The organism is Kitasatospora sp. MAP12-44, from assembly GCF_029892095.1.
GTDB lineage: Bacteria > Actinomycetota > Actinomycetes > Streptomycetales > Streptomycetaceae > Kitasatospora.
Genome location: NZ_JARZAE010000004.1, coordinates 5,464,474 through 5,486,772, shown reverse-complemented (window position 1 = coordinate 5,486,772; position 22,299 = coordinate 5,464,474). Strand labels below are relative to the sequence as shown.

General features: G+C 70.7%; 23 protein-coding genes. 3 read left to right on the top strand and 20 right to left on the bottom strand.

Translation table 11 applies throughout. The features are described from left to right. The first annotated feature begins 224 nt into the window (after positions 1-224). Positions 225-1,370 (top strand): LLM class flavin-dependent oxidoreductase, encoded by a 1,146-nt coding sequence (locus P3T34_RS25395; protein WP_280672378.1) that lies wholly within the window; start codon positions 225-227, stop codon positions 1,368-1,370. Positions 1,371-1,438: 68 nt separating this feature from the next. On the opposite strand, the gene P3T34_RS25390 is transcribed toward P3T34_RS25395, so the two are convergent. Next, the gene (locus P3T34_RS25390) at positions 1,439-1,831 is read right to left on the bottom strand and encodes an SCO5389 family protein (RefSeq protein ID WP_280668352.1); all 393 of its coding nucleotides are present in this window, start codon (positions 1,829-1,831) and stop codon (positions 1,439-1,441) included. Between the two features lie 587 nt (positions 1,832-2,418). Here P3T34_RS25390 and nucS point away from each other — a divergent pair. Further along, positions 2,419-3,078 carry an endonuclease NucS gene (nucS, locus tag P3T34_RS25385; RefSeq protein WP_280668351.1) on the top strand — a complete coding sequence of 220 codons (660 nt, stop codon included), beginning with the start codon at positions 2,419-2,421 and terminating at the stop codon, positions 3,076-3,078. Here the strand turns inward: nucS and P3T34_RS25380 are convergent. The 3 genes from P3T34_RS25380 to P3T34_RS25370 form a co-directional block, all read right to left on the bottom strand. Beyond that, positions 3,075-5,366 carry an ATP-binding protein gene (locus P3T34_RS25380; protein WP_280668350.1) on the bottom strand — a complete coding sequence of 764 codons (2,292 nt, stop codon included), beginning with the start codon at positions 5,364-5,366 and terminating at the stop codon, positions 3,075-3,077. The genes nucS and P3T34_RS25380 overlap by 4 nt on opposite strands. A 176-nt stretch (positions 5,367-5,542) precedes the next feature. Then, on the bottom strand, positions 5,543-5,941 hold the full coding sequence (locus P3T34_RS25375) for an STAS domain-containing protein (protein ID WP_280672377.1): 399 nt from the start codon (positions 5,939-5,941) through the stop codon (positions 5,543-5,545). Positions 5,942-6,241: 300 nt separating this feature from the next. Further along, positions 6,242-7,111, bottom strand: coding sequence for a 3-hydroxyacyl-CoA dehydrogenase family protein (locus P3T34_RS25370; RefSeq protein WP_280668349.1), 870 nt, complete (start codon positions 7,109-7,111; stop codon positions 6,242-6,244). Between the two features lie 152 nt (positions 7,112-7,263). Here P3T34_RS25370 and P3T34_RS25365 point away from each other — a divergent pair, with 152 nt between their 5' ends. After that, a complete protein-coding gene (locus P3T34_RS25365) occupies positions 7,264-7,782 on the top strand; it encodes a DUF6328 family protein (RefSeq protein ID WP_280668348.1) in 519 nt (172 codons plus the stop codon). Positions 7,783-7,798: 16 nt separating this feature from the next. Here P3T34_RS25365 and P3T34_RS25360 read toward each other — a convergent pair whose 3' ends face one another. The 16 genes from P3T34_RS25360 to P3T34_RS25285 form a co-directional block, all read right to left on the bottom strand. Then, the gene (locus tag P3T34_RS25360; protein ID WP_280668347.1) at positions 7,799-8,371 is read right to left on the bottom strand and encodes a cob(I)yrinic acid a,c-diamide adenosyltransferase; all 573 of its coding nucleotides are present in this window, start codon (positions 8,369-8,371) and stop codon (positions 7,799-7,801) included. Between the two features lie 14 nt (positions 8,372-8,385). After that, positions 8,386-9,021: a Uma2 family endonuclease gene (locus P3T34_RS25355; protein WP_280668346.1), complete on the bottom strand. Its 636-nt coding sequence runs from the start codon at positions 9,019-9,021 to the stop codon at positions 8,386-8,388. A 130-nt stretch (positions 9,022-9,151) separates the two neighbouring features. After that, the gene (locus tag P3T34_RS25350) at positions 9,152-9,652 is read right to left on the bottom strand and encodes a DUF2550 domain-containing protein (RefSeq protein ID WP_280668345.1); all 501 of its coding nucleotides are present in this window, start codon (positions 9,650-9,652) and stop codon (positions 9,152-9,154) included. Between the two features lie 153 nt (positions 9,653-9,805). Then, positions 9,806-10,183: a F0F1 ATP synthase subunit epsilon gene (locus P3T34_RS25345; protein WP_280668344.1), complete on the bottom strand. Its 378-nt coding sequence runs from the start codon at positions 10,181-10,183 to the stop codon at positions 9,806-9,808. Positions 10,184-10,369: 186 nt separating this feature from the next. Continuing rightward, positions 10,370-11,809 carry a F0F1 ATP synthase subunit beta gene (gene atpD, locus P3T34_RS25340; protein ID WP_280668343.1) on the bottom strand — a complete coding sequence of 480 codons (1,440 nt, stop codon included), beginning with the start codon at positions 11,807-11,809 and terminating at the stop codon, positions 10,370-10,372. 3 nt (positions 11,810-11,812) lie between these two features. Continuing rightward, complete coding sequence (locus tag P3T34_RS25335) at positions 11,813-12,733, bottom strand: F0F1 ATP synthase subunit gamma (RefSeq protein ID WP_280668342.1); 921 nt, start codon at positions 12,731-12,733, stop codon at positions 11,813-11,815. 32 nt (positions 12,734-12,765) lie between these two features. After that, the gene (atpA, locus tag P3T34_RS25330) at positions 12,766-14,340 is read right to left on the bottom strand and encodes a F0F1 ATP synthase subunit alpha (RefSeq protein ID WP_280668341.1); all 1,575 of its coding nucleotides are present in this window, start codon (positions 14,338-14,340) and stop codon (positions 12,766-12,768) included. Positions 14,341-14,536: 196 nt separating this feature from the next. Next, positions 14,537-15,352 (bottom strand): F0F1 ATP synthase subunit delta, encoded by an 816-nt coding sequence (locus P3T34_RS25325; protein WP_280668340.1) that lies wholly within the window; start codon positions 15,350-15,352, stop codon positions 14,537-14,539. Beyond that, on the bottom strand, positions 15,349-15,906 hold the full coding sequence (locus P3T34_RS25320) for a F0F1 ATP synthase subunit B (RefSeq protein ID WP_280668339.1): 558 nt from the start codon (positions 15,904-15,906) through the stop codon (positions 15,349-15,351). The genes P3T34_RS25325 and P3T34_RS25320 overlap by 4 nt, the downstream gene beginning before the upstream one ends. A gap of 35 nt (positions 15,907-15,941) precedes the next feature. Further along, on the bottom strand, positions 15,942-16,178 hold the full coding sequence (gene atpE / locus P3T34_RS25315) for an ATP synthase F0 subunit C (RefSeq protein WP_280668338.1): 237 nt from the start codon (positions 16,176-16,178) through the stop codon (positions 15,942-15,944). Between the two features lie 99 nt (positions 16,179-16,277). Further along, positions 16,278-17,096 (bottom strand): F0F1 ATP synthase subunit A, encoded by an 819-nt coding sequence (atpB, locus tag P3T34_RS25310; protein WP_280668337.1) that lies wholly within the window; start codon positions 17,094-17,096, stop codon positions 16,278-16,280. 300 nt (positions 17,097-17,396) lie between these two features. After that, positions 17,397-17,828 carry a hypothetical protein gene (locus tag P3T34_RS25305; RefSeq protein ID WP_280668336.1) on the bottom strand — a complete coding sequence of 144 codons (432 nt, stop codon included), beginning with the start codon at positions 17,826-17,828 and terminating at the stop codon, positions 17,397-17,399. 326 nt (positions 17,829-18,154) lie between these two features. Continuing rightward, positions 18,155-19,465, bottom strand: a complete 1,311-nt coding sequence (locus tag P3T34_RS25300) for an MraY family glycosyltransferase (protein WP_280668335.1) — start codon at positions 19,463-19,465, stop codon at positions 18,155-18,157. Between the two features lie 132 nt (positions 19,466-19,597). Next, positions 19,598-20,887, bottom strand: a complete 1,290-nt coding sequence (locus tag P3T34_RS25295) for a serine hydroxymethyltransferase (RefSeq protein ID WP_280668334.1) — start codon at positions 20,885-20,887, stop codon at positions 19,598-19,600. A gap of 35 nt (positions 20,888-20,922) precedes the next feature. Continuing rightward, positions 20,923-21,573: a protein-tyrosine-phosphatase gene (locus P3T34_RS25290; RefSeq protein ID WP_280672375.1), complete on the bottom strand. Its 651-nt coding sequence runs from the start codon at positions 21,571-21,573 to the stop codon at positions 20,923-20,925. A gap of 74 nt (positions 21,574-21,647) precedes the next feature. Continuing rightward, on the bottom strand, positions 21,648-22,295 hold the full coding sequence (locus P3T34_RS25285) for an L-threonylcarbamoyladenylate synthase (RefSeq protein WP_280668333.1): 648 nt from the start codon (positions 22,293-22,295) through the stop codon (positions 21,648-21,650). Between the last annotated feature and the right edge of the window lie 4 nt (positions 22,296-22,299).

The window sequence follows — 22,299 nt, the reverse complement described above, 5'->3', positions numbered from 1 at the left end:
GTGACAAGGCGGGGCTCGCACAGCCTGCGCGCACCCGAGGAGGGCTTTCCGTGACCAACACCAGCACCAGCACCCGGCCCGGCGCCGACGCCCGGCCGCCCCTGCGCGCGACCGGCCCCGCGTCATCGGCCACGGGGCCCTCCGCGATGCTCCCGGTGGGCGCCCCGCCGGCGGCCCGGCCGGTCGCCGAGCGCGGCGGCAGCCACCCGGCGGCCGTCGACGCGATCAGGATCGGCGCCTTCCTGCTCTCGGCGCAGTTCCCCGGCCAGAGCCACGCGGACGTGCTGGAGCGGACGGTGGACGCCACGCTGGCCGCCGAGCGGGCCGGCCTGGAGGCGGTCTGGCTGGCCGAGCACCACTTCGTCCCGTACGGCGTCTGCCCGAACGCCGCCACGCTGGCCGCGCTGCTGCTCGGCCGCACCCGGCGGATCCGGCTCGGCACGGCGGTCAGCGTGCTCTCCACCACCCACCCGGTGGCGCTCGGCGAGCAGGCCGCGCTGCTGCACCTGACCTCCGGCGGGCGGTTCACGCTGGGCGTCGGGCGCGGCGGGCCGTGGATCGACCTGACGGTCTTCGGCAGCGGGATCGCCGCCTTCGAGGAGGGCTTCGCCGAGCGCCTCGACCTGCTGCTGCGCTGGCTGCGCGACCCCCGGGTGCGGGCGGACGGGCCGCAGTTCAGCTTCCCCGAGGTCGCCGTGGTGCCCCGGGCGGCCGAGCCGGCCCGGGCCCCCGAGCACGCCGAACTGCGCGACTGGCTCGGCCTGGAGCGCGAACGGCCGGCCAAGCCCCGGTTCCCGCGCCAGCGCACCGAGCTGCTGCCCGGTGCCGCGTCGGCCGGACCGGCCGGACCGCCCGTGGTGGTCGCCTGCACCTCGCCGGCCAGCGTCCGGCTCGCCGCCGAGCGCGGCCTGCCGATGCTGCTCGGGATGCACTCGGGGGACGAGGACAAGCTGCAGATGCTCACCGCCTACCGGGCCGCCTGGCGCGCCTGCGGGCGCGGCGAGGAGCGGCTGGCGCAGGTCGAGCGCGAGCATGTGGCGGCCGGGGTCGGCCAGGTCGCCGATCGCGGGCCGGCCGCGCGGGCCACCCTGCTGCGGGCGATGCCCGACTGGTTCGAGTACGGGCTCGGCGCGCATCGCACGGTGGACGGCCGGGAGCGCAAGATGCGCGACCCGTACGCGTACACCGAACTGCTCTGCGACCTGCACGCGGTGGGCACCCCGCGGCAGTGCGCGGACCGGCTGCTGGCCACCGCCGAGCGCACCGGCATCCGGCGCTTCGCGCTGCTCGCCGAGGGCTCCGGCGACCGCGAGGCAACCCTGCACAACATCGCCAGGCTCGGCGCCGAGGTGCTGCCGCAGCTGTCGTGACGCCGCGCGGGACCGCGGTCCCGTCCCGGCGGTCGGCCCCCGTCGTGCGGGGCCGACCGCATGACGGATCAACAGTCGCGCAGCTCCGCGGACTGGTTCAGCAGTTGGGCGCGAACGGAGGTGAAGCGCCGGAAGCGCTCCTCGGATTCGTCCGCGGCGGTGAAGACGGCCACCCGGTGGCAGTTCTGGAAGGCCAGCCGGACGCCGAAGTGCCGCTGCAGCGCACCCCGGATCGCGTCACTCGCCATCGCCCGCAGCAGCTGGCCGCGGGCCTGCTCGCTGGGCGGCGGGACGTGGTTGTCGGCGAAGCCGGTGCCGTCGACCCCCATCTGGGCCACCAGCGAACTGATCAGGTCCCAGGCATAGGGCAGGGACGTACGGACGCAGTCGACGAACTCCCGCTCGTCGACGTCGCCTCGCTCGGCCTTCTCCAATAGGGCCGGTGAGACGTCGAGCGACATGGGTTCTCCTCTCGCGGTCCACCCGAGCGGGTCCGCCCGGATGGTCGTGCGTTGGTGCGGATGGTGCCGTGCCGTGCTGTGTCGTGCCGTGCCGTGCTCAGTCGGGTCCGGGCGGGCTGGGAGCTGGGGCGGGTTTCGCTCGTCCAGGGTGGCAGCCCCGCCTCAGCGGAGTTGGCGAATGCTGCTATTTCCGTTGAAATCGCCACCACGGCCAGCAGATTGGCCAGAACCAGTCGAAACTCTGTTCATCGCGAATCTCCGTCCCCGTCGGCTACGCGGAAGCTGGAAAACGTCACCCAACGTAGCGGTCCGTGCGCGCAGGCGCCAGACTGCGGGAGCTACGGGCTCCCGGGTTCCCATAGTTCGCCGCAATCAGCGCCCGGGCGCACCCCTGGTGGCGACTCGCAGCAAATGGACCCGGCGGACCCGGAGCCCTGGCCGTGCGTCTCCCTCGGTGGGCCCTGGATGCCGGGAATCTCACGCCGGACCCCGGGTGCGCTGCGCATGCCAACCCACCGGCTGTCCGCGTCCACTCACCTTGCGTGACCGGGCCCTGACGACTCCCGCGAGCGCCTAGGCTTGCCCCCATGCGTCTCGTCATCGCCCGTTGTTCAGTCGACTACGCCGGTCGGCTCTCCGCCCATCTGCCGTCCGCCACCAGGCTGATCCTGGTCAAGGCCGACGGCAGCGTCAGCATTCATGCCGACGACCGTGCCTACAAGCCGCTCAACTGGATGTCCCCGCCCTGCACGCTCAAGCAGGCCGACGGGACGTGGACCGTCGTCAACAAGGCCGGCGAGAAGCTGATCATCACGCTGGAGGAGGTGCTGCACGACTCCTCGCACGAGCTCGGGATCGACCCCGGGCTGATCAAGGACGGCGTCGAGGCGCACCTCCAGGAGCTGCTCGCCGACCGGATGGAGGTGCTGGGCACCGGCTGGTCGCTGGTCCGCCGCGAGTACCCCACCCCAATCGGCCCGGTGGACATCCTGTGCCGGGACGCCGACGGCGCCACGGTCGCGGTGGAGATCAAGCGCCGCGGCGAGATCGACGGCGTGGAGCAGCTCACCCGCTACCTCGAACTGCTCAACCGCGACCCGCTGCTCGCCCCGGTGAAGGGTGTCTTCGCCGCGCAGGAGATCAAGCCGCAGGCCCGCGTGCTGGCCACCGACCGGGGCATCGGCTGCCTGGTGCTGGACTACGACGAGCTGCGCGGCATCGACGGGGACAAGCTCAAGCTGTTCTAGGACGTCGAACTGGCGCTGGTCGGGGGCGGCGTGGTCGGCGGCGGGGGCGTGGTGCTCGGGGGCGTGGTGCTCGGCGGCGGCGGGGGGCTCGCCTTCGTGGTGGTGGGCACCGGCGGCGGCGTGGTGTGGGTCGGCGCCGGTGCCGAGCTGGTCGTGGGGGCGGGCGAGTCAGTGGTCGGCGCGCCCGTCGGGGAGGCGCTGTCGCTGGGCGCCGTGGTGCGCCGGGCGGTCGTCCGGGCGGTGCTCGCGCTCGGGCTGGCGCTCGCGGCGGTGCTGGCGCTCGTCGAGGGGGCCACGGGGGCCGAGCTGAGCCCGGCGGTCGGCGAGGCGAGCCCGCCCGAGGTGCCGCCGCTGAGCCCGGCGCCACCGGTCAGCCCGGTGCCGTCCGAGTTCCCGCCCGGCTGGACGCCGCTCGGGCCGTCGGGGCCCGCGACGCTCAGACCCACCGCGGTGCCCAGCACGCCGAGCGCCAGCAGAGCGCCCGAGGCGATCAGCACGCTCCGCCGCGACCAGCCGCGCAGCACGCTCACCGGCACCCGCGCGGAGCGCAGCGAACGCTCGGCCAGCACCCGGATGACGGGGCGTCGCACCAACTGGGTCTCGGCCTCCAGGGCGGCCGGCGGCCGCGCCTCGTCCTGCAGGAGTGCCAGCAGCCGGTGGGTGGCGGCGAGGCCCCGGGCCTCCCCCGGGGCGTTGCGCAGGACCCGGGCGGCCTGCAGGGCCGTGTAGGCCTGCTCCAGCTCCGCGACGCAGAGCCAGTACACCCCCAACTCGTGCTGGAACCACGCCTCGTCGCGCCGCTGACCGGTCTGCCGCGCGACGCTCGCGCCCAGTTCGAGCACCTGGCGCCAGGCGCCCCAGCGCAGCGTCAGCGCGAGCGCGGGAGCCGCCGCCCGGGCCAGCCTGAGCACCGCGTCGGTCCGGCCGGCGGCGCGGTCGGCCTCCAGAGCACCGATCACCACCTCGGCCTCGGCGGCGATCTGCTCAGGCGTCACCGAGCCGTGGCCGACCCACCAGGAGAAGTGCCGGGCCGCGCCGTGCACGCTGTCCAGCGGCGGCCAGTCCGCCGCCAGCGACTCCAACACGCCGACGGTGAGCCGGTGGTGGCCGCCGACGGTCTCGGCGAGCCCGCGGTCGGCCAGCTCGCGCAGTGCGCTCTCGCCGTGGTCGACCTGGATCAGGGCCGGCAGGTGCGGGGCGGTCGGACACTCGCCACCGAGGGCCAGTGAGAGCCTCAGGACGGCCTGTGCGGGCTCGCTGAGCCCCTCGGCCAACCGGCGGGCCGGGGCGGCGCTCTCGGCCAGCGAGGGCAGCGGCAGGGCCGCTCGCAGCTCGGCCTCCCGGACGGCCGGGTCGACGTTCGGGTCGTCCTCGTCGGCGGCCTCGGCGTGGTCGCCGAAGACGCTGCGCCGGTCCTCGTCCGCGGCGATCAGCGCGTCCACCTCGATGTCGCGCTGGCGCAGCAGCGCCGCCGCCTGGACGAAGCGCAGCGGCAGGCCCTCCGACTCGAACCAGAGGTCGATCGCCCAGGCGAGCTCGGCGGCGTCCAGCGGCCGACCGGCCAGCCGGGCGGTGAGCGCCAGGCAGGCGGTCCGGGAGAGGCCGCCGACCTGGTGGTCCTCCAGGCGGGAGCCGACCGGCAGCACCCCGCCGGAGCCGGGCGCCGCGCAGATCAGGAAGGCGCACTCCGGCGCGGTGGCGAGCAGCTCCTCCAGCTCGGCCCCGTCCGACGCCACCTCGTCGATCACCACGACGGCGCCCACCCGGGCCAGCAGCCCGGGCAGTTGGCTGCGGTCGGGTCGGTAGTCGGGGGCCTTGTGGGTGGCCGCGAAGAGATCCTGGAGCAGGTCCGCGGCGGTCTTGCGGTGGCCGCTGAGCTGGATGACGCCGTGCGGCGCGATCTCGCCCGCCCCTTCGACGACTGCCGAGAGCAGTGCACTGCAACCGGAGCCCTGCTCTGCGACCAGCCGGATCGAGCGCCCCTCGGCGAGCTTGCCGAGCAACTCGGCGACCTCGGTCTCACGGTCGAGCAGCGGCAGGTCCCCCGGTCCGGCACCCAACGCCAGCGGGCCGACCGCCGGGCTCGGACCCGGACCCAGCGCGGTGCGCCCGCCCGGGCGCTGCGCGTCGGCCGCCAGCAGCTGGGACGCGGGCCACCGTTCGGACGGGCACGGCTGGACGTCCGACCCGTCCGGGCCGCCGACGGTCACCAGGTACCGCCCGGAGACCAGCGTGCCCGCCCGTACGCGCAGGTTCTCCTGACTGAAATCCCCGGATGGCTGTCCCACGATTCGCTCCGCCTGTGCTCCACCGCGCGACCCCGAGGCCGCCGGGCTGCTTGACCGGTCGGGCCGCGGGCACAGGTGTGCGCTCCACAGCCGCTGGAGGCAGACTCTCGCACACTCGTGCCCCACTGTGCAGCTACGGTCCCTTCCGTCACACGGGACGGCCCGGGCGAGCGGACTCAGTGCAACGGAGCCGCCACGGACTGCACCGCTGCGGGGGCGAGAGCGGCCAGGGTCGAGCCGAGCGGATCGGCGACCACTCCCTCCACCGCCAGGATCCGGTGCAGCCGGGTCGCCACCAGCAGCCGCTGCAGCTGCGGCGGGACGGAGCGCAGCACCAGCCGCCGTCCCAGCCGCCCGGCCCGCCGGTGCGTCCCCATGATCACGCCGAGCCCGGTGGCGTCCCAGAACTCCAGGCCGCCGAGGTCCAGCACCAGGTCACCGGCGCCGCCGTCGACGGCCTGGTGCAGCCGGGCCCGCGCGTCGGCGGCGGTCCGCACGTCCAGCCGGCCCTCGACCGCGAGGACAGCGTGGCCGCCGGGGTGTCCGGCCGGGTGTCCGCCCGTGCAGGGCCGGATCTCAAAGATGCTCACGCTGTCCTCCTCCACGGGCCGTCGGGACACCTCATCGCCCATCAGGGCACTTCAAGCGGGTACCCCGTGCGGGACCGCCGGTCCAGGCGGATGGCACCCCCACCATCTGACGCCGAACCAGCGGTCCAGGTTGCTGCTCCCGGTCGGATCCGAAGCAACTTCACTCGTCCGAGGGAATATACGCAGTAGCCCCTGGCGCTCACGCTCGATTACCGCGCAAATCACCCATCTGAGCCGGTGTCGTGAGCAAGCTCACCCGCCTGCGGGGCACGGCTGGGACACGTCCTACGCGTACGGGTAGAAGCCGCGGCCGCTCTTGCGACCGAGGTCTCCGGCGGTCACCATCCGGGCCATCACCTCGGGAGCCGCGAACTTCTCGTCCTTGGTCTCCGCGTAGATGTTGTGCGCGGCGTGCAGCAGGATGTCGACGCCGGTCAGGTCCGCGGTCTGCAGCGGGCCCATGGGGTGGCCGAAGCCCAGCCGGCAGGCGGTGTCGATGTCCTCGGCGCTGGCCACGCCCGACTCGTACAGCTTGGCCGCCTCCACCACCAGCGCGGTGATCAGACGGGTGGTGATGAAGCCCGCCACGTCGCGGTTGACCACCACGACCTCCTTGCCGACACCCTCGGCGAACGCCCGGGCGGTGGCCAGCGCCTGGTCACTGGTCTTGTAACCGCGCACCAGCTCGACCAGCTTCATCAGCGGCACCGGGGAGAAGAAGTGCACGCCCACCACGCTCTCCGGCCGCTCGGTGGCGGCGGCGATCCGGGTGATCGGGATGGCCGAGGTGTTGCTGGCCAGCACCGCGCCGTCCTTGGCGAGCTTGTCCAGCTCGCGGAAGACGCCCTCCTTGACCTCCAGCTGCTCGAAGACCGCCTCGATCACGATGTCGGCCCCGGCGATCGCGCCCAGGTCCGTGGTGGTGGTGATCCGGCCCAGCGCCGCGGTGGCCTCGTCGGCCGTCAACTTGCCCTTGGAGACGAACTTCTCGTAGCTCGCCTTGATGCCGTCAAGACCCCGCTGCAGCGCCTGCTCGGTGACGTCCCGCAGCACCACCGGGTGGCCGGCCTGCGCGGACACCTGCGCGATGCCCGCGCCCATGAGGCCGGCGCCGATCACGGCGATCGCTTGAGTCTGAGTGGGTACGTTGCTCATGGCTGCTCTCCCGGCATCCTGTCCTGAGGCCGACTCAGGACAGGGGTCACCCGCCGGAGCCGCGCCGCTCACGGCTCGGACTGTAGTGCCCCGGGCCGCCGCGTGGGGCTACCGGCGGGTGTGATCTGCGTCGGCCGGGAAGAATGGGCGCCATGGTGAACGAGCCCGATCCAGCGCCCGATCCCGAGCCGGCTCCCGAGCCGGATCCCGAGGCGCGGCTGGTGCGACACGAGACACCCGACGAGCGGGCCGACCGCAACCTGGTGGAACTGCTCCAGGAGCTGCGGGTGATCCAGACCGGGGTGCAGATCGTCTTCGCGTTCCTGCTGGGCGTGGCGTTCACCAGCCGCTTCCCGGAGTTGGACGACTTCCAGCGCGACACCTACATCACCACGCTGCTGCTCACCGTGCTGGCATCCGCCGTGCTGGCGACGCCGGTTGCGGTGCACCGCGCGCTCTTCCACCGCGGGTACAAGCGCCGGATCGTCCGCGTCTCCTCCCGCCTCGCGGTGATCGGCCTGGTGATCCTCGCCGTCGCGCTGAACGGCGCGGTGCTGCTGGTCACCGACGTCGTCCTCGGCCACTGGCCCGCCGTCGCGGTCACGGCGGTCACCTCGGCGGTCTTCGCCGTTCTGTGGTTCGTGCTGCCGTGGACGCTGCAGCCCGACTGAGCCGCCTGCGGGTCCGTCAGCGGTTCTCGCCCGGCACCCAGAGCACGTCGCCCTGCTCCTTGTTGGCCGCGCGGGCCAGGATGAACAGCAGGTCCGAGAGCCGGTTGAGGTACTTCGCGGTCAGCGGGTTGACGCTGTCCCCGTGCACCTCGATCGCCGCCCAGGTGGACCGCTCGGCCCGCCGCACCACGGTGCAGGCCAGGTGCAGGTACGCGGCCCCTGCGGTGCCCCCCGGGAGGATGAAGCTGCGCAGCTTCTCCAGCTGCTCCAGGTAGTGGTCGCAGTCGGCTTCCAGCCGGTCGACGTAGCTCTGCAGCACCCGCAGCGGCGGGTACTTGGGGTCCTCCACCACGGGGGTGGCGAGGTCCGCGCCGACGTCGAAGAGGTCGTTCTGAATCCGCGTCAGCACCGCCGACACATCCGCCGGCAGCGCACCGGCCGCGATCGCGACCCCGATCGCCGCATTGGCCTCGTTACTGTCGGCATAGGCGATCAGCCGGGGATCGGTCTTCGTCGTACGGCTCATGTCACCGAGCGCGGTGGTGCCGTCGTCGCCGGTACGGGTGTAGATACGGGTGAGGTTGACCATGCGGTGAAGCCTACTCAGACCTCGCGCGGCTTACCGGTGATGGAGACCCCGATCACAAATCCCTTCGCGGGGCCCTCCGCGATGGTGACGTCGATGCCGTAGGGGACCCGGACGGAGGCCTCGTAGACGGCCTTCTTCGGGACAGGCTTGGTGAGCACGGTGACGTGGCCGACGCCGTCCCGCTCGTCGATGATCACGTAGACCGGGATCCCGGCCCGCGCGTAGGCCCGGCGCTTGCGCTCCAGGTCCCGCTCACGCGCAGCGCGGCCCGGGGATACCACCTCGGCGACCAGGTCGACCCGGGTCGCGTCCACGCCCATGCCCTCGGGAGAAGCAATCTCGTCCAGATCCTCGGGAGCGACGAAGACATCGGGGATGAAGACCTTCTGGCCGTGCAGCACGTTGATGTCGTTATGCGCACACCACTCGCCGCCTGACAGGTAGGCGTCCAGGGCGCGACGAAGCCTGCCGGAGGCCTGACCGTGGCTGAGACGTCCAGTGGGTGACACTTCGATGAGCTCCTCGACGATCTCGGCGTGATAGCCCTCGGGGAGTTCGAGTGCGAGCCAGGCCTGCCACAGGACTTCGTCCAGGCTGGGCCCCTCGTCGAGATCAAGGTCGAGCTCGGGTTCAGACGCGACAGCGGTCATCAAGAACACACCTCCTCCGTCCAGTGTGGGCGGCAGCACGGTTGGGCACAACCAATGCCGCACACGCTACGGAGACACGCTGCGCACACGGAGGGAAATCGGCACCCTCCACTCGAACGAGCGACCGTCGCTACGCGACGTTGACCCGCTGTCCCGGGGGGGCTGCTTCCAGCCAGGCGAGGAAGCCGGTGAGGGCGTCGTCGCTCATCGCCAGTTCGAGGGGGGCGCCGTTGTGGAGGCAGCGCAGGACGACGGAGCCGGAGAGCAGGGCCAGCTCTTCCTGGCCCTCGGGGTAGCGGCGGCCGAGGACCTCGATCTCGCGGCGCGGGAGGATCTTGCGGGGGCGGGGGGCGTAGGAGAAGACCCGGAACCACTCGATGTGGTCACCGCTGTAGCGGCCGATACCAAAAACCCACCCCTTGCCGTCGGTCGCGGGGACCGGGGCTGAGGTGGGTTGTCCGTTCTCGTCGAGATCGGGTGTCGTCGAGGCGTCGGCCGGCATTTTGAGCCGGTAGCTGCAGTCGAATGTGCCGCCGACCCGCTGGATGATCCGGCGCCGTACGGCGAACGCGACCAGGCCGATCACCCCCAGAGCAACGACCGCCGCGCACACCACTAGGGCGAGGACCATGCTCACCGACCTCCTCGCTGACGCGCGTTCCCCGTTGCCGGTCAGTCGTATCGAACGACCGGTCTGTCCCTACCAACTGATACGACGGTCCCGGGGTCACGCTCGCGCGTCCCCGGGACCGTCCGACCCGGCAGCCGGATCGTGATGCTTCGTTCAGGCGACCTTGCGGCCGGCCGCGACGAGGCGGACCTCGGCGCGGCGCTCGGCGTGCGCGTCGCTCTCGCTCTTCGCGAGCTCCAGCGCGCGCTCCGCGCGGGTCACATCGATCTCGTCCGCCAGCTCGGCGATCTCCGCGAGGAGGGACACCTTGTTGTCGGCGAACGAGATGAAGCCACCGTGCACGGCGGCGATGACGGTGCCGCCATCGGTCGTGCGGATGGTGACCGGGCCGGACTCCAGCACGCTCAGCACCGGGGTGTGGCCCGGCATGATGCCGACGTCACCGGAGGCCGTACGGGCGACAACGATGGTGGCCGCACCGGACCACACCTTGCGGTCGGCTGCGACCAGCTCGACGTGCAGCTCAGCCAACGTGGGCTCCTAAGCTCTTGAAACCCCCGAGCAACTCGGCAGTTTCGGTAAGAATAACGGGCCCGCGCCCCGGAGATGAAACCAAGAGCGCGGAGATGACCGGAATCACAGCCACCGTGCCACGAAGGGTGGCCCCCAGGGTTGGGGACCACCCCTCGCGGTCGGTCGGCCTGTCAGCCGGCCGGACTACTTCTTCGCGAGCTCCGCGGCGTTCTTCTCGAGGTCCTCGATGCCACCGCACATGAAGAAGGCCTGCTCCGGGACGGAGTCGTACTTGCCGTCCGCGATGCGGTTGAAGGCCTCGATCGTCTCGGCCAGCGGCACGGTCGAGCCCTCGACACCGGTGAACTGCTTCGCCACGTAGGTGTTCTGCGAGAGGAAGCGCTCGATCCGACGGGCACGGTGGACGGTGAGCTTGTCCTCCTCGCCCAGCTCGTCGATGCCGAGGATCGCGATGATGTCCTGGAGGTCCTTGTACTTCTGCAGGATCCCCTTGATACGGATGGCCGTGTCGTAGTGGTCCTGCGCGATGTAGCGCGGGTCCAGGATGCGGGACGTCGAGTCCAGCGGGTCCACGGCCGGGTAGATGCCCTTCTCGGAGATCGGACGGGAGAGAACCGTCGTCGCGTCGAGGTGGGCGAAGGTGGTGGCCGGGGCCGGGTCGGTCAGGTCGTCCGCGGGGACGTAGATCGCCTGCATCGAGGTGATCGAGTGACCGCGGGTCGAGGTGATGCGCTCCTGCAGGAGGCCCATCTCGTCGGCCAGGTTCGGCTGGTAACCCACCGCGGAGGGCATCCGGCCGAGCAGGGTCGACACCTCGGAACCGGCCTGGGTGAACCGGAAGATGTTGTCGATGAAGAGCAGAACGTCCTGCTGCTCGACGTCACGGAAGTACTCCGCCATCGTCAGAGCGGACAGGGCGACGCGCAGGCGGGTGCCCGGCGGCTCGTCCATCTGGCCGAAGACCAGCGCGGTCTTGTCCAGAACGCCCGAGTCGACCATCTCGTGGATGAGGTCGTTGCCCTCACGGGTGCGCTCGCCGACACCGGCGAAGACCGACACACCACCGAAGTTCTCGGCGACGCGGTAGATCATCTCCTGGATGAGGACGGTCTTGCCGACACCGGCGCCACCGAACAGGCCGATCTTGCCACCCTGGACGTACGGGGTGAGCAGGTCGATGACCTTGATGCCGGTCTCGAACATCTCGGTCTTCGACTCAAGGTCCTTGAACTCAGGAGCCTTGCGGTGGATCGGCCAGCGGACCTCGACCTGCTTGTCGAACTCGGCCTGGTCGGTGTTCAGCACCTCGCCGAGGGCGTTGAAGACCTTGCCCTTGGTGATCTGGCCGACCGGGACCTCGATGGCCTTGCCGGTGTCGCGCACCGGGGTGCCACGCACGACGCCGTCGGTCTGCTGCATCGAGATGCCGCGGACCAGGCCGTCGCCGAGGTGCTGGGCGACCTCAAGGGTGAGCGTCTTCGCGGCGCCGCCGTCGGTCGCAGCGACCTCGAGCTTCAGCGCGTTGTACATGTGCGGGATCGCGTCGACGGGGAACTCCACGTCGACGACCGGGCCGATGACCCGCGCGACGCGGCCCGTCGCCGTCTCAACAGTGGTGGTCATGTCTTATTCACTCCCCGCGTTAGCGTCGGCGAGGGCGTTGGCCCCACCGATGATCTCGCTGATTTCCTGGGTGATCTCGGCCTGTCGGGCCGAGTTGGCAAGCCGCTTGAGCGACTTGATGAGCTCTTCCGCGTTGTCGGTCGCGCTCTTCATCGCGCGCCGGCGTGCGGCGTGCTCCGAGGCGGCCGACTGCAGCAGCGCGTTGTAGATCCGGCTCTCGACGTAGCGCGGCAGGAGCGCGTCGAGGACGCCCTCCGCCGACGGCTCGAAGTCGTACAGCGGGAAGATCTCCGCCTTCGCCGGGCGGTCGTCGCTGAGCTGGACCTCGTCCAGCTTCAGCGGCAGCAGCCTGGCGTCCACCGGGGTCTGAGTCAGCATGGACTCGAACTTGGTGGAGACGAGGTGGAGTTCGTCCACCCCGCCCTCGGCGGTGGCGGTCGTGAACGCCTCGATGAGGTCGGCCGCGACCATCTTGGCATCGCCGTACGTCGGCTGGTCCGAGAAGCCCGTCCACGACTTCGCCACCGGCAGGTTGCGGAAGTTGTAGTACGAGACGCCCTTGCGTCCGACGATGTACGTCACCACGTCCTTGCCCTCGGCCCGCAGTCGCTCGCTCAGAACGACCGCGGCCTTGATGGCGTTGGACGAGTAGCCGCCGGCCAGGCCGCGGTCCGCCGTGATCAGCAGGACCGCGGCGCGGGTGGCCGTCGGGTTCTCGGTGGTGAGCGGGTGCTTGGCGTTGGACCGGGTGGCCACCGCCGTCACCGCCCGCGTCAGCTCATCGGCGTACGGAGTGGAGGCGGCCACCGCGCGCTGCGCCTTGACGATGCGCGACGCGGAGATCATCTCCATCGCCTTGGTGATCTTCTTCGTCGCGGTGACAGAGCGGATCCGGCGCTTGTAGACCCGAAGCTGTGCTCCCATGGGTCGTTACGTCCTTTCCCTCGCTACCGGACTCAGGCCTGCTCGGAGAGCAGCTTGCCGTCAGCCGTCGTGAAGCCCAGCTTGAAGGCCGTGATCGCCTCGGTCAGGGCGTCGACCGTGCCGTCCTCCAGCTTCGAGGTCTCCACGATGCCGCTGAGGACCGGCTTGTGCTCGATCCGCAGGAAGTCGAGGAACTCGCGCTCGAAGCGACGGATGTCGGCGACCGGGACGTCGTCCAGCTTGCCGGTGGTACCGGCCCAGATGGAGACGACCTGCTCCTCGACCGGGAACGGCTGGTACTGGCCCTGCTTGAGCAGCTCGACCATGCGCGCACCGCGCTCCAGCTGGGCCTTCGACGCGGCGTCCAGGTCGGAACCGAAGGCGGCGAACGCCTCCAGCTCGCGGTACTGGGCCAGGTCCAGGCGCAGACGACCGGCGACCGACTTCATCGCCTTGATCTGGGCCGAGCCACCGACGCGGGAGACCGAGATACCGACGTTCACGGCCGGGCGGATGCCGGCGTTGAACAGGTCGGACTCCAGGAAGCACTGGCCGTCGGTGATCGAGATGACGTTGGTCGGGATGTACGCCGAGACGTCGTTCGCCTTGGTCTCGATGATCGGCAGACCGGTCATCGAGCCCGCGCCCAGCTCGTCGGAGAGCTTCGCGCAGCGCTCCAGCAGGCGGGAGTGCAGGTAGAAGACGTCACCCGGGTAGGCCTCGCGGCCCGGCGGACGGCGCAGCAGCAGCGACACGGAGCGGTACGCCTCGGCCTGCTTCGACAGGTCGTCGAAGATGATGAGGACGTGCTTGCCGTCGTACATCCACTCCTGGCCGATGGCCGAACCGGTGTACGGGGCGAGGTACTTGAAGCCCGCGGGGTCGGAGGCGGGAGCAGCCACGATGGTGGTGTACTCCAGCGCGCCGGCCTCCTCCAGGGCGCCACGCACCGAGGCGATGGTGGAGCCCTTCTGGCCGATGGCGACGTAGATGCAGCGAACCTGCTTCTTCGGGTCGCCGGAGCGCCAGTTGTCACGCTGGTTGATGATCGTGTCGACAGCCACCGCGGTCTTGCCGGTCTGGCGGTCGCCGATGATCAGCTGACGCTGACCGCGGCCGATCGGGGTCATCGCGTCGATGGCCTTGATGCCGGTCTGCATCGGCTCGTGGACCGACTTGCGGACCATGACGCCGGGCGCCTGCAGCTCAAGGGCGCGACGGCCGCTGGAGGCGATGTCGCCCAGGCCGTCGATCGGGTTGCCCAGCGGGTCCACGACGCGGCCGAGGTAGCCCTCGCCGACCGGCACGGAGAGGACCTCGCCGGTGCGGTGCACCGTCTGACCCTCCTCGATGCCGCTGAACTCGCCGAGGATGACGACACCGATCTCGCGGGTGTCGAGGTTCAGCGCGAGGCCGAGCGTGCCGTCCTCGAACTTCAGCAGCTCGTTCGCCATGACCGAGGGCAGACCCTCGACCTTGGCAATGCCGTCCATGGCCTCAGTGACCGTGCCGACCTCTTCACGCGAGGCGGCGTCCGGCTGGTACGACTGGACGAAATCGGCCAGCGCGTCCCGGATCTCCTCCGGCCGGATCGTAAGCTCCGCCATCAGGCTTCCCTGCTCTCCTAGGTTGCGATCCTCGGCCCGCCCGTGGAGGGCCGCAAGTATTCGATCCTCGGCCGGTGCTGTTGGACCGGCCGTACGTATGTGCCGGCTGTCCCGTGGGTGGGACCGGCGCCCGACCGAGGGTCGGATGTATCCAGCTCTCCGACTCGGAGGGCCGAGGGGTTGCTGGGCGCGAAGCTCAGCTTTCGAGGGCCTGGCGAGCACCCTCAAGGCGGCTCGACACGGTGCCGTCGATGATCTCGTCACCGATCTGCACCCGGACACCGCCGACGACCGTGGGGTCGACGTCGATGTTCAGGAGCACCGCGCGCCCGTACAGCCGACCGAGCGCGCCTTCGAGGCGTGCCCGCTGGGTGTCGCTGAGCGGAACCGCGGTGGTGACCAGGGCCACCACGCGGTCGCGGCGGTCCGCGGCGAGCTTGGAGTAGGACTCCAGGCCCTGGTCCAGGCTACGACCACGGGGCTTGCTGACCAGCGAGGTGACCAGCCGGACGGTGGCCGGCAGAGCCCGGCCGCCGAGCAGCTTCTTGACCAGCGCCGCCTTGGCGGCGGTGCCGGCCTTCGGCTCGGTCAGCCCGGAACGCAGCTCGTGCGAGCCGCTGACGACCCGGCCGAAGCGGAACAGCTCGTCCTCGAGGTCGTCCAGCTTGCCGGCCTTGTCGGCGGCGATGACCTCGGCGTACGCGGACAGCTGCTCGACCGAGTCGACCAGGTCGCGCGCGCCCGACCAGCGGGACCGGACCAGGCCGGAGACCAGGTCGATCGTCTCGCCGGAGACCTGACCGGCCAGCAGCGAGCCCACCAGCCCGGCCTTGTCCTGACCGGACCGCGAGGGGTCGGTCAGCACGCGGCGCAGCGAGACCTCGCGGTCCAGCAGGTCCGTGACGGAGGCGAGTTCCTCGGCGAGCTTGGCCGCGTCCACCGAAGTGTTGTCGGTCAGGCTCTCGAGGTTCTCCCGGCCGGCGGCCAGCGCCTCACGGCTCGCGCCGATCACTTCGACGTCCCCTGGGCAACGGCGGCCTTGGCCTCCAGGTCGTCCAGGAAGCGGTCGATCACGCCGCTCTGCCGGGCGGAGTCCTCCAGGGACTCACCCACGATGCGGGACGCGAGCTGCGAAGCAAGCGAACCCACGTCCTGGCGCAGGGCGGCAGTCGCCTGCTTCTTGTCGGCCTCGATCTGCGCGTGGCCGGCCGCGACGATGGCCTCGCGCTGACGCTGGCCCTCCTCGCGCATCTCGACGATCAGGGCAGCGCCCTGCTCGCGGGAGTGCTCGGTGATCCGAGCAGCCTCGTGACGAGCCTCGGCGAGCTCGGCGCGGTACTGCTCAAGCAGGGCCTGCGCCTCGGCCTGAGCGGCCTGGGCGCGCTCCATACCGCCCTCGATCATGTCCCGACGCTCCGCCAGCACCGTCTCGATGCTGGGGAGGAGCTTCTTGCCGAGCAGGCCGAAGACCACGAAGAAGCAGATCAGGCCGATGATGAGCTCGGGCGTCTTGGGCACGAGCGGATTGAAGTCCGCTGACGCCGCCGCAATGTGCGTGAGCAACATATCTGGACCTTCCGTCCGGTGGGGCTACGGCAGGATTACTTGTTGCCGAAGACGAACGGCATAACGATGCCGATGAGCGCGAGCGCCTCGGTCAGCGCGAAGCCGATGAACATGTTCGAGCGGATCAGGCCGGCAGCCTCGGGCTGACGGGCCATCGCCTGGACGCCGTTGCCGAAGATCAGACCAACACCGATGCCGGGGCCGATCGCGGCGAGACCGTAGCCGATGGAGGCGACGGAACCGTAGACATTGCCCGTAGCGAGGATGCTCATTGCAGGTGTCCTTTGCAGGGTGGTGAACCGGCGGTGATTGGCCACCGGTCAAGCGGGGTGCTTCGGGGATGGTTCGTGGGGGCCGTTACCGGCCCGGGCTCAGTGCGACTCTTCGAGGGCACCGGCGATGTAGCTGCTGGCCAGCATCACCAGGATGTAGGCCTGCAGGAACTGGACCAGGAGCTCGAACGCGGTCAGACCGAGGGTCACCGCGAAGGACGTACCGGCGTACAGCGCGCCGATGCTCGGGCTCAGCAGGTACCAGGAGGCGATGGAGAACATCACGATCAGCAGGTGGCCGGCGAACATGTTCGCGAAGGCTCGGACCGCGAGCGTGAAGGGGCGCACGAAGATGTTCGAGAAGAACTCGATCGGCACCAGGATGAACATGACCCAGCCGGGGATGCCCGACGGCCAGCAGAGGTTCTTCAGACCGCCGACGAAGCCGTGCTTCTTGAACGTCAGGGTCATGTACGTGACCCACACGACGGCCGCCAGGCCCGCCGGGTACGCGATCACCGCGGTCACCGGGAACTGGGCGAACGGGATGACCGACATGATGTTCATCATCCAGATGAAGAAGAACATCGAGACCATCATCGGGACGTACTTCTCGCCCTTCTTGCCGATGGTGTCGAGCACGATGCTTCGCTTGACGAAGTCGTACCCGATCTCACCGACCAGCTGGAGCTTGCCCGGGAGCACCTTCGGCTTCGCGAAGGCGACCCAGAAGAAGACGATCACCAGCAGCGCGGCCACCATCGACAGCAGCATCGGCTTGTTGAAGCCGACGCCGGCGACCGTGAAGATCGGGTTGAACTGGAACTCGTTCAGGCCGGGGGCCGGGAAACCGCAGCCTGCGTCGAACAGGTGGCAGCTGCCGGAGGCAAGATGCTGCGTGAGCTGGTCAGCACTCACCACGGACTCCTTCGTCGTGACGCATGGTTACGGCAACCTCGGTGTGTCGGCGCGGCCTGCGGCCACGGTGCGGCACTGGATCTTGTTGGGATTCTCGTGGACCCTGCGCGTCGGTGCCGAGCACCGGCGCGGGATCTATCAAGACTGCGCGAGTCCGGGGGGCGATCCGTCCGTGCGGTTGAGCTGCACCGCTCGAAGGGACCTGGCCGCTTCCCGTACTCCATTGTTGCGACGGACGATAGCAGCCTGTCAGGACCGCATAAACACCGCCCCCCTCGTGAGGGGGACGACAGGCGGGGGTCACTGTTGACGCTCCGAGTCCGACGGCTTGTCACCGGACTCGGTCTGCACGTAGAGGGTCTTGGCCTTGAGAGCCGCCCGAACCTGGCCCGCTGTCCAGATCAGCGCGCAGCCGAGCAGCGTGAAGCCGAACACCCTGGTGTCGAAGAGCGAGGTGTTCTTGAAGATCGCCAGAACGATCGCCACCAGCAGGATCTGCGTCGTGTAGACCAGCAGACCGGCAGCCATCATCATCTGCGGGTTGTTCCTGGTCAGCCGGTCGAGAGCGACCTGGCCGAAGCTGAAGAAGCCCATCACCAGCAGCACCGCGAAGAGTGCGCCGATCAGCCCCTTGCTCCCCACGACCGCGGTCGAGATCGCAATGGCGACGGCTCCAGCGACCGCAGTGGGGATCGCGGCGCCGCGGATGATCCGGGCGTCGTGGGACGGCATGTCGGCAACTCCGGCGGCATGTCGAGGACGGGGGAATCCAAGCGAGAACAGGGTGGCGCAACGGTGGGGGAACACCGGACCGAGTTGATCTGCCACGAGCGGGGCTGGGATGGCACTGCTCTTCGAAGATGACCCACTGGGGACGTAAGTCCTCCACCACTGGGTCTTTCGGCTTGTTCTCGGTACTCGTGAACGGTATCACAAACTATTTGATGAGAGCTTTACCATGAACGTGTGGTACCTGTCACACCGTCGGCCCAAGGGTGCCGCCGGACGAGTGGAGCCATTCAGCGTACGGGAGTTGCCGTTCCGTCAGAAGAGTGCGGTCAGTGGTTGCGCGGTTCGCCGGCGGCGGTCGCGCCGCTGCCCAGCCGGCCCAGCAGCTCCTGGTCGGCCATCGAGAGCTCGACCGGCGCCTCCTCGGCGCGCACCGCCGGGACGGCCTGGCCGGCGCTGCGGCCGGTGAGCCGGCGGTAGCGCGGCGGCACGAACGGTTCCGCGGCCGTCGGGGTCTTCGGCCGGAACCGCGGCATCAGCAGCACCACGATGCCGATCAGGCAGAGCCCGGCACACGCCAGCACGAACGTGCGGCCGGTGTGGGTGACCGAGAAGGCCACCGTGCCGAAGGCGAACAGCGCGGCCCAGAAGTACATGATCAGCACGGCTCGGCTGTGCGAGTGGCCGACCTCCAGCAGGCGGTGGTGCAGGTGCTGCTTGTCGGCGGCGAACGGCGAGCGGCCCGCCCAGGTGCGCCGCACCACGGCCAGCAGCAGGTCCGCCAGCGGCAGCGCGATCACGGTCAGCGGCAGCAGCAGCGGGATGTAGATCGGCACCAGGATGTGTGTGGTGGCGGTCTGCGAGCCGCCGGTCTGCGCGGTGATCAGGTCCGGGTCGACGCGGCCGGTGACCGAGATCGCCGAGACCGCCAGCATCAGGCCCAGCATCATCGAGCCGGAGTCGCCCATGAAGATCCGGGCGGGGTGCAGGTTGTGCGGCAGGAACCCCAGGCACATCCCGATCAGCACCGCGCTGAACAGCACCGCGGGCGCCGCCTCGCTGATCCCGTAGCCGTACCAGAGGCGGTAGGAGTACAGGAAGAACGCCATCGCGGCGATGCAGACCATGCCGCCGGCCAGGCCGTCCAGACCGTCGATGAAGTTGACCGCGTTGACCATCACCACGACCAGGGTGACCGAGATGACCATGCCCTGGGTCGGGGTCAGCGCGACCGGGCCGACGCCCGGCACCGGGATCGAGATCACCGTGATGCCCTGGTAGACCATCACCCCGGCGGCGATCATCTGACCGCCCAGCTTCACCAGCGCGTCGACGCCCCACTTGTCGTCCAGCACGCCCAGCACCCACATGATCCCGACGCCGGACAGCAGGGCCCGGATGTCGGACGGGTCGTCCGTGAACACCTTGCTCAGATTGGTGAGTTGGGAGGCCACCAGGAGCCCGGCGCAGAGCCCGCCGAACATCGCGATGCCGCCCAGGCGCGGGGTCGGCTCGCGGTGCACGTCACGGGCGCGGACCGGCGGCATCGCGCCGGCGAGGATCGCGAACTTCCGTACCGGCCCGGTCAGCAGGTAGGTCACGGCGGCCGTGCAGAAGAGCACGAGCAGGTACTCACGCATCGCCGACCTCCTTCCGCGCGCGCCGACGGGTGAGTACGAAAGGTACTCCCGCACTTGTCCGGGGTTCGAGGTGTGTTGCCACGGACCACACCTTATTGAGTCGGACGAGTGCCGCGTGCATCGCGGTTCGCGCTAGCGGTGCCGGACCGCCCCGAAGTCCTCCGCCAGGCGGCGCACGCGGGCGGCGATCCGGGGGTCGGCGGGGCCGCCGAGCAGGCGGCCGATCAGCTCTCCGACCTCGGCGAGCTCGCCTTCGCCCATCCCCATCGCGGCCGTCGCCCCGGTGCCCAGGCGGATTCCGGAGGTCTCCGCGGCCGGCGCCGGATCGTACGGAAGAGCGCATTTTCCGAGCATCAGACCGGCGGCCGCGCAGCGGCGCTCCGCCTCGGCCCCGCTGACGCCCAGCGGGCTCACGTCGGCGGTGACCAGGTGGGTATCGGTGCCGCCGGTCAACGGGCGCGCGCCGGCCCGCTGGAGGGCCGCTGCAAGGGCGCGCGCGCCGTCCACCGCGCGCCGGGTGTACGCACCGAACTCCGGCGTGCCCGCCTGCGCGAACGCGACCGCCTTGGCGGCCACCTCGTTCATCGCCGCGCCGCCCTGGGTGAACGGGAAGACCGCGCGGTCCACCCGGCCGGCCAGCTCGGCCGTGCACAGCAGCAGCCCGCCGCGCGGTCCGCGCAGCAGCTTGTGGGTGGCCGCGACGGTGATGTCCGCGTAACCGACCGGCGAGGGCGCCACTCCCCCGGCCACCAGTCCGATGGTCTGTGCGGAGGTGGCGATCAGATAGGCGTCCACCTCGTCCGCGATCGCCCGGAAGGCCGGCCAGTCCAGGTGCCGCGGATAGGAGATCGAACCGGCGATGATCGCCTTCGGCCGGTGCAGCCTGGCCAGGTCGCGGACCTGGTCGAGGTCGACCAGGCCGTCGCTCTCGCGCACCCCGTAGCCGACGAACTGGAACCAGCGCCCGGAGAAGTTGGCGGTCGAACCGCAGGAGAGGTGGCCGCCGTGCTCCAGCGACATCGCCAGCACCACATCGCCCGGCTTCAGCAGCGCCGCGTAGGCCGCCAGCATCGCCGAAGTGCCGGAGCGGGGCTGGACGTTGGCGTGCTCGGCGCCGAACAGCCGCTGCGCCCGCTCGATCGCCAGCAGCTCGGTGGCGTCCGCCAGCGCGCAGCCGGTGTGGTGGCGGTGGCCCGGGTATCCCTCGGCGTACTTGTCCACCAGCGGACCCGCCAGGGCGTCCAGCACCGCCGCGGTGGCCAGGTTCTCGCCGGCCAGCAGCTGCAGGCTGCCCGCGCGCCGCTGCGCCTCCGCGAGCAGCAGGTCGGCGATCTCGGGGTCGGCCTCGCGAAGCGTCCGGGAGGGCTCCCAGTGACGCCCCGCCTCGATCGAGGATCCGTGTACGGCATCGGTGACGGTCATGGCGATGCTCCCGGGCTACGGCGGTGGCATCCAGCCTAGGACGGCACCGTCGAGCCGTCCTGCCGACGCGGAGCCGGTACGCCCGTCAGGGCGGTGACCACCGGGTCGAGAGCGTCGAATATCTCCTCGCCGCAGTTGCGGAACATCCCGATCGGCGCGCCGTACGGGTCGACCACCTCGTCCGCCTCGGGGCTGGCGGCCAGCAGCCAGCCGCGCAGCGCGGCGGCCGCGCGGACCAGCGCGCGGGCCCGCTCGGTGACGTCGGCGCCGTCGCGCGGGTCCGGCAGGGTGGCCGGGTCTATCGAGCGCACCAGTCGGGTGAACTCCAGCAGCGTGAAGGTGCGCAGGCCCGCCGCGTGGCCCATCGAGATCACCTGGGCGCGGTGGTCGAGCGTGAAGGTGAGCACCAGGTCGGCGTCGACCACGTGCTCGTCCAGCAGCTCGCGGCCGGCGAAGCCGCCGCTGTCCACGCCGTACTCGCCGAGCACGGTGGCGGCGTGCGCCTCCATCGGCGCGCCCTCGTGGCCCCAGGTGCCCGCGCTCTCCACCACGACCCGCCCGGCCAGCCGCTCGCTCAGCCGGGCGTCCAGCTCATGCCGGGTCAGCCGCTCGGCTATCGGCGAGCGGCAGACGTTGCCGGTGCAGACGAAGAGGATCCGGAAGCTGTCGGCCGGGCGGGGCGTCACCGCGACGTAGGAGGCGGCGCCGGGAGCCTGACCGGGGGCGTGGCCGGGGTGCAGGCCCGCGTAGAGTCCGGCCGTCAACTGCCGGCCTCCAGGTCGGGTACGACCTCCCTCAGCTGCTCGATGCTGACCGCGCCGGCGCGCAGCAGGACGGGCACCTTCCCGGTGACGTCGACGATGGTGGAGGCCTGCCCGTGCTCGGCCTTGCCGCCGTCCAGGTAGATCGCCACGGAGTCGCCCAGCTGGTACTCGGCATCCTCGCAGTCGGCCGGGGCGCTCTGGCCGGACTTGTTGGCGCTGGAGACGGCGAGCGGACCGGTGGCGTTCAGCAGCTCGATGGCGACCGGGTGCAGCGGCATCCGGACCGCGACGGTGCCCCGGGTCTCGCCCAGGTCCCAGCGCAGCGAGGGCTGGTGACGGGCCACCAGGGTCAGGCCGCCGGGCCAGAAGGCGTCGACCAGCTCCCAGGCGCGCTCGGAGAAGTCGGTGACCAGGCCGTGCAGCGTGGTCGGGGAGCCGACCAGCACCGGGGAGGGCATATTGCGGCCGCGGCCCTTGGCGGCCAGCAGGGCGGCCACCGCCTCCGGGTTGAAGGCGTCCGCGCCGATCCCGTAGACGGTGTCGGTCGGCAGCACCACCAGCTCGCCCCGGCGGATCGCCGAGGCGGCCTCGCGCAGCCCGGTCGCACGGTCGCCTGCGTCGGCACAGTCATAGCGGCGGCTCATCGGT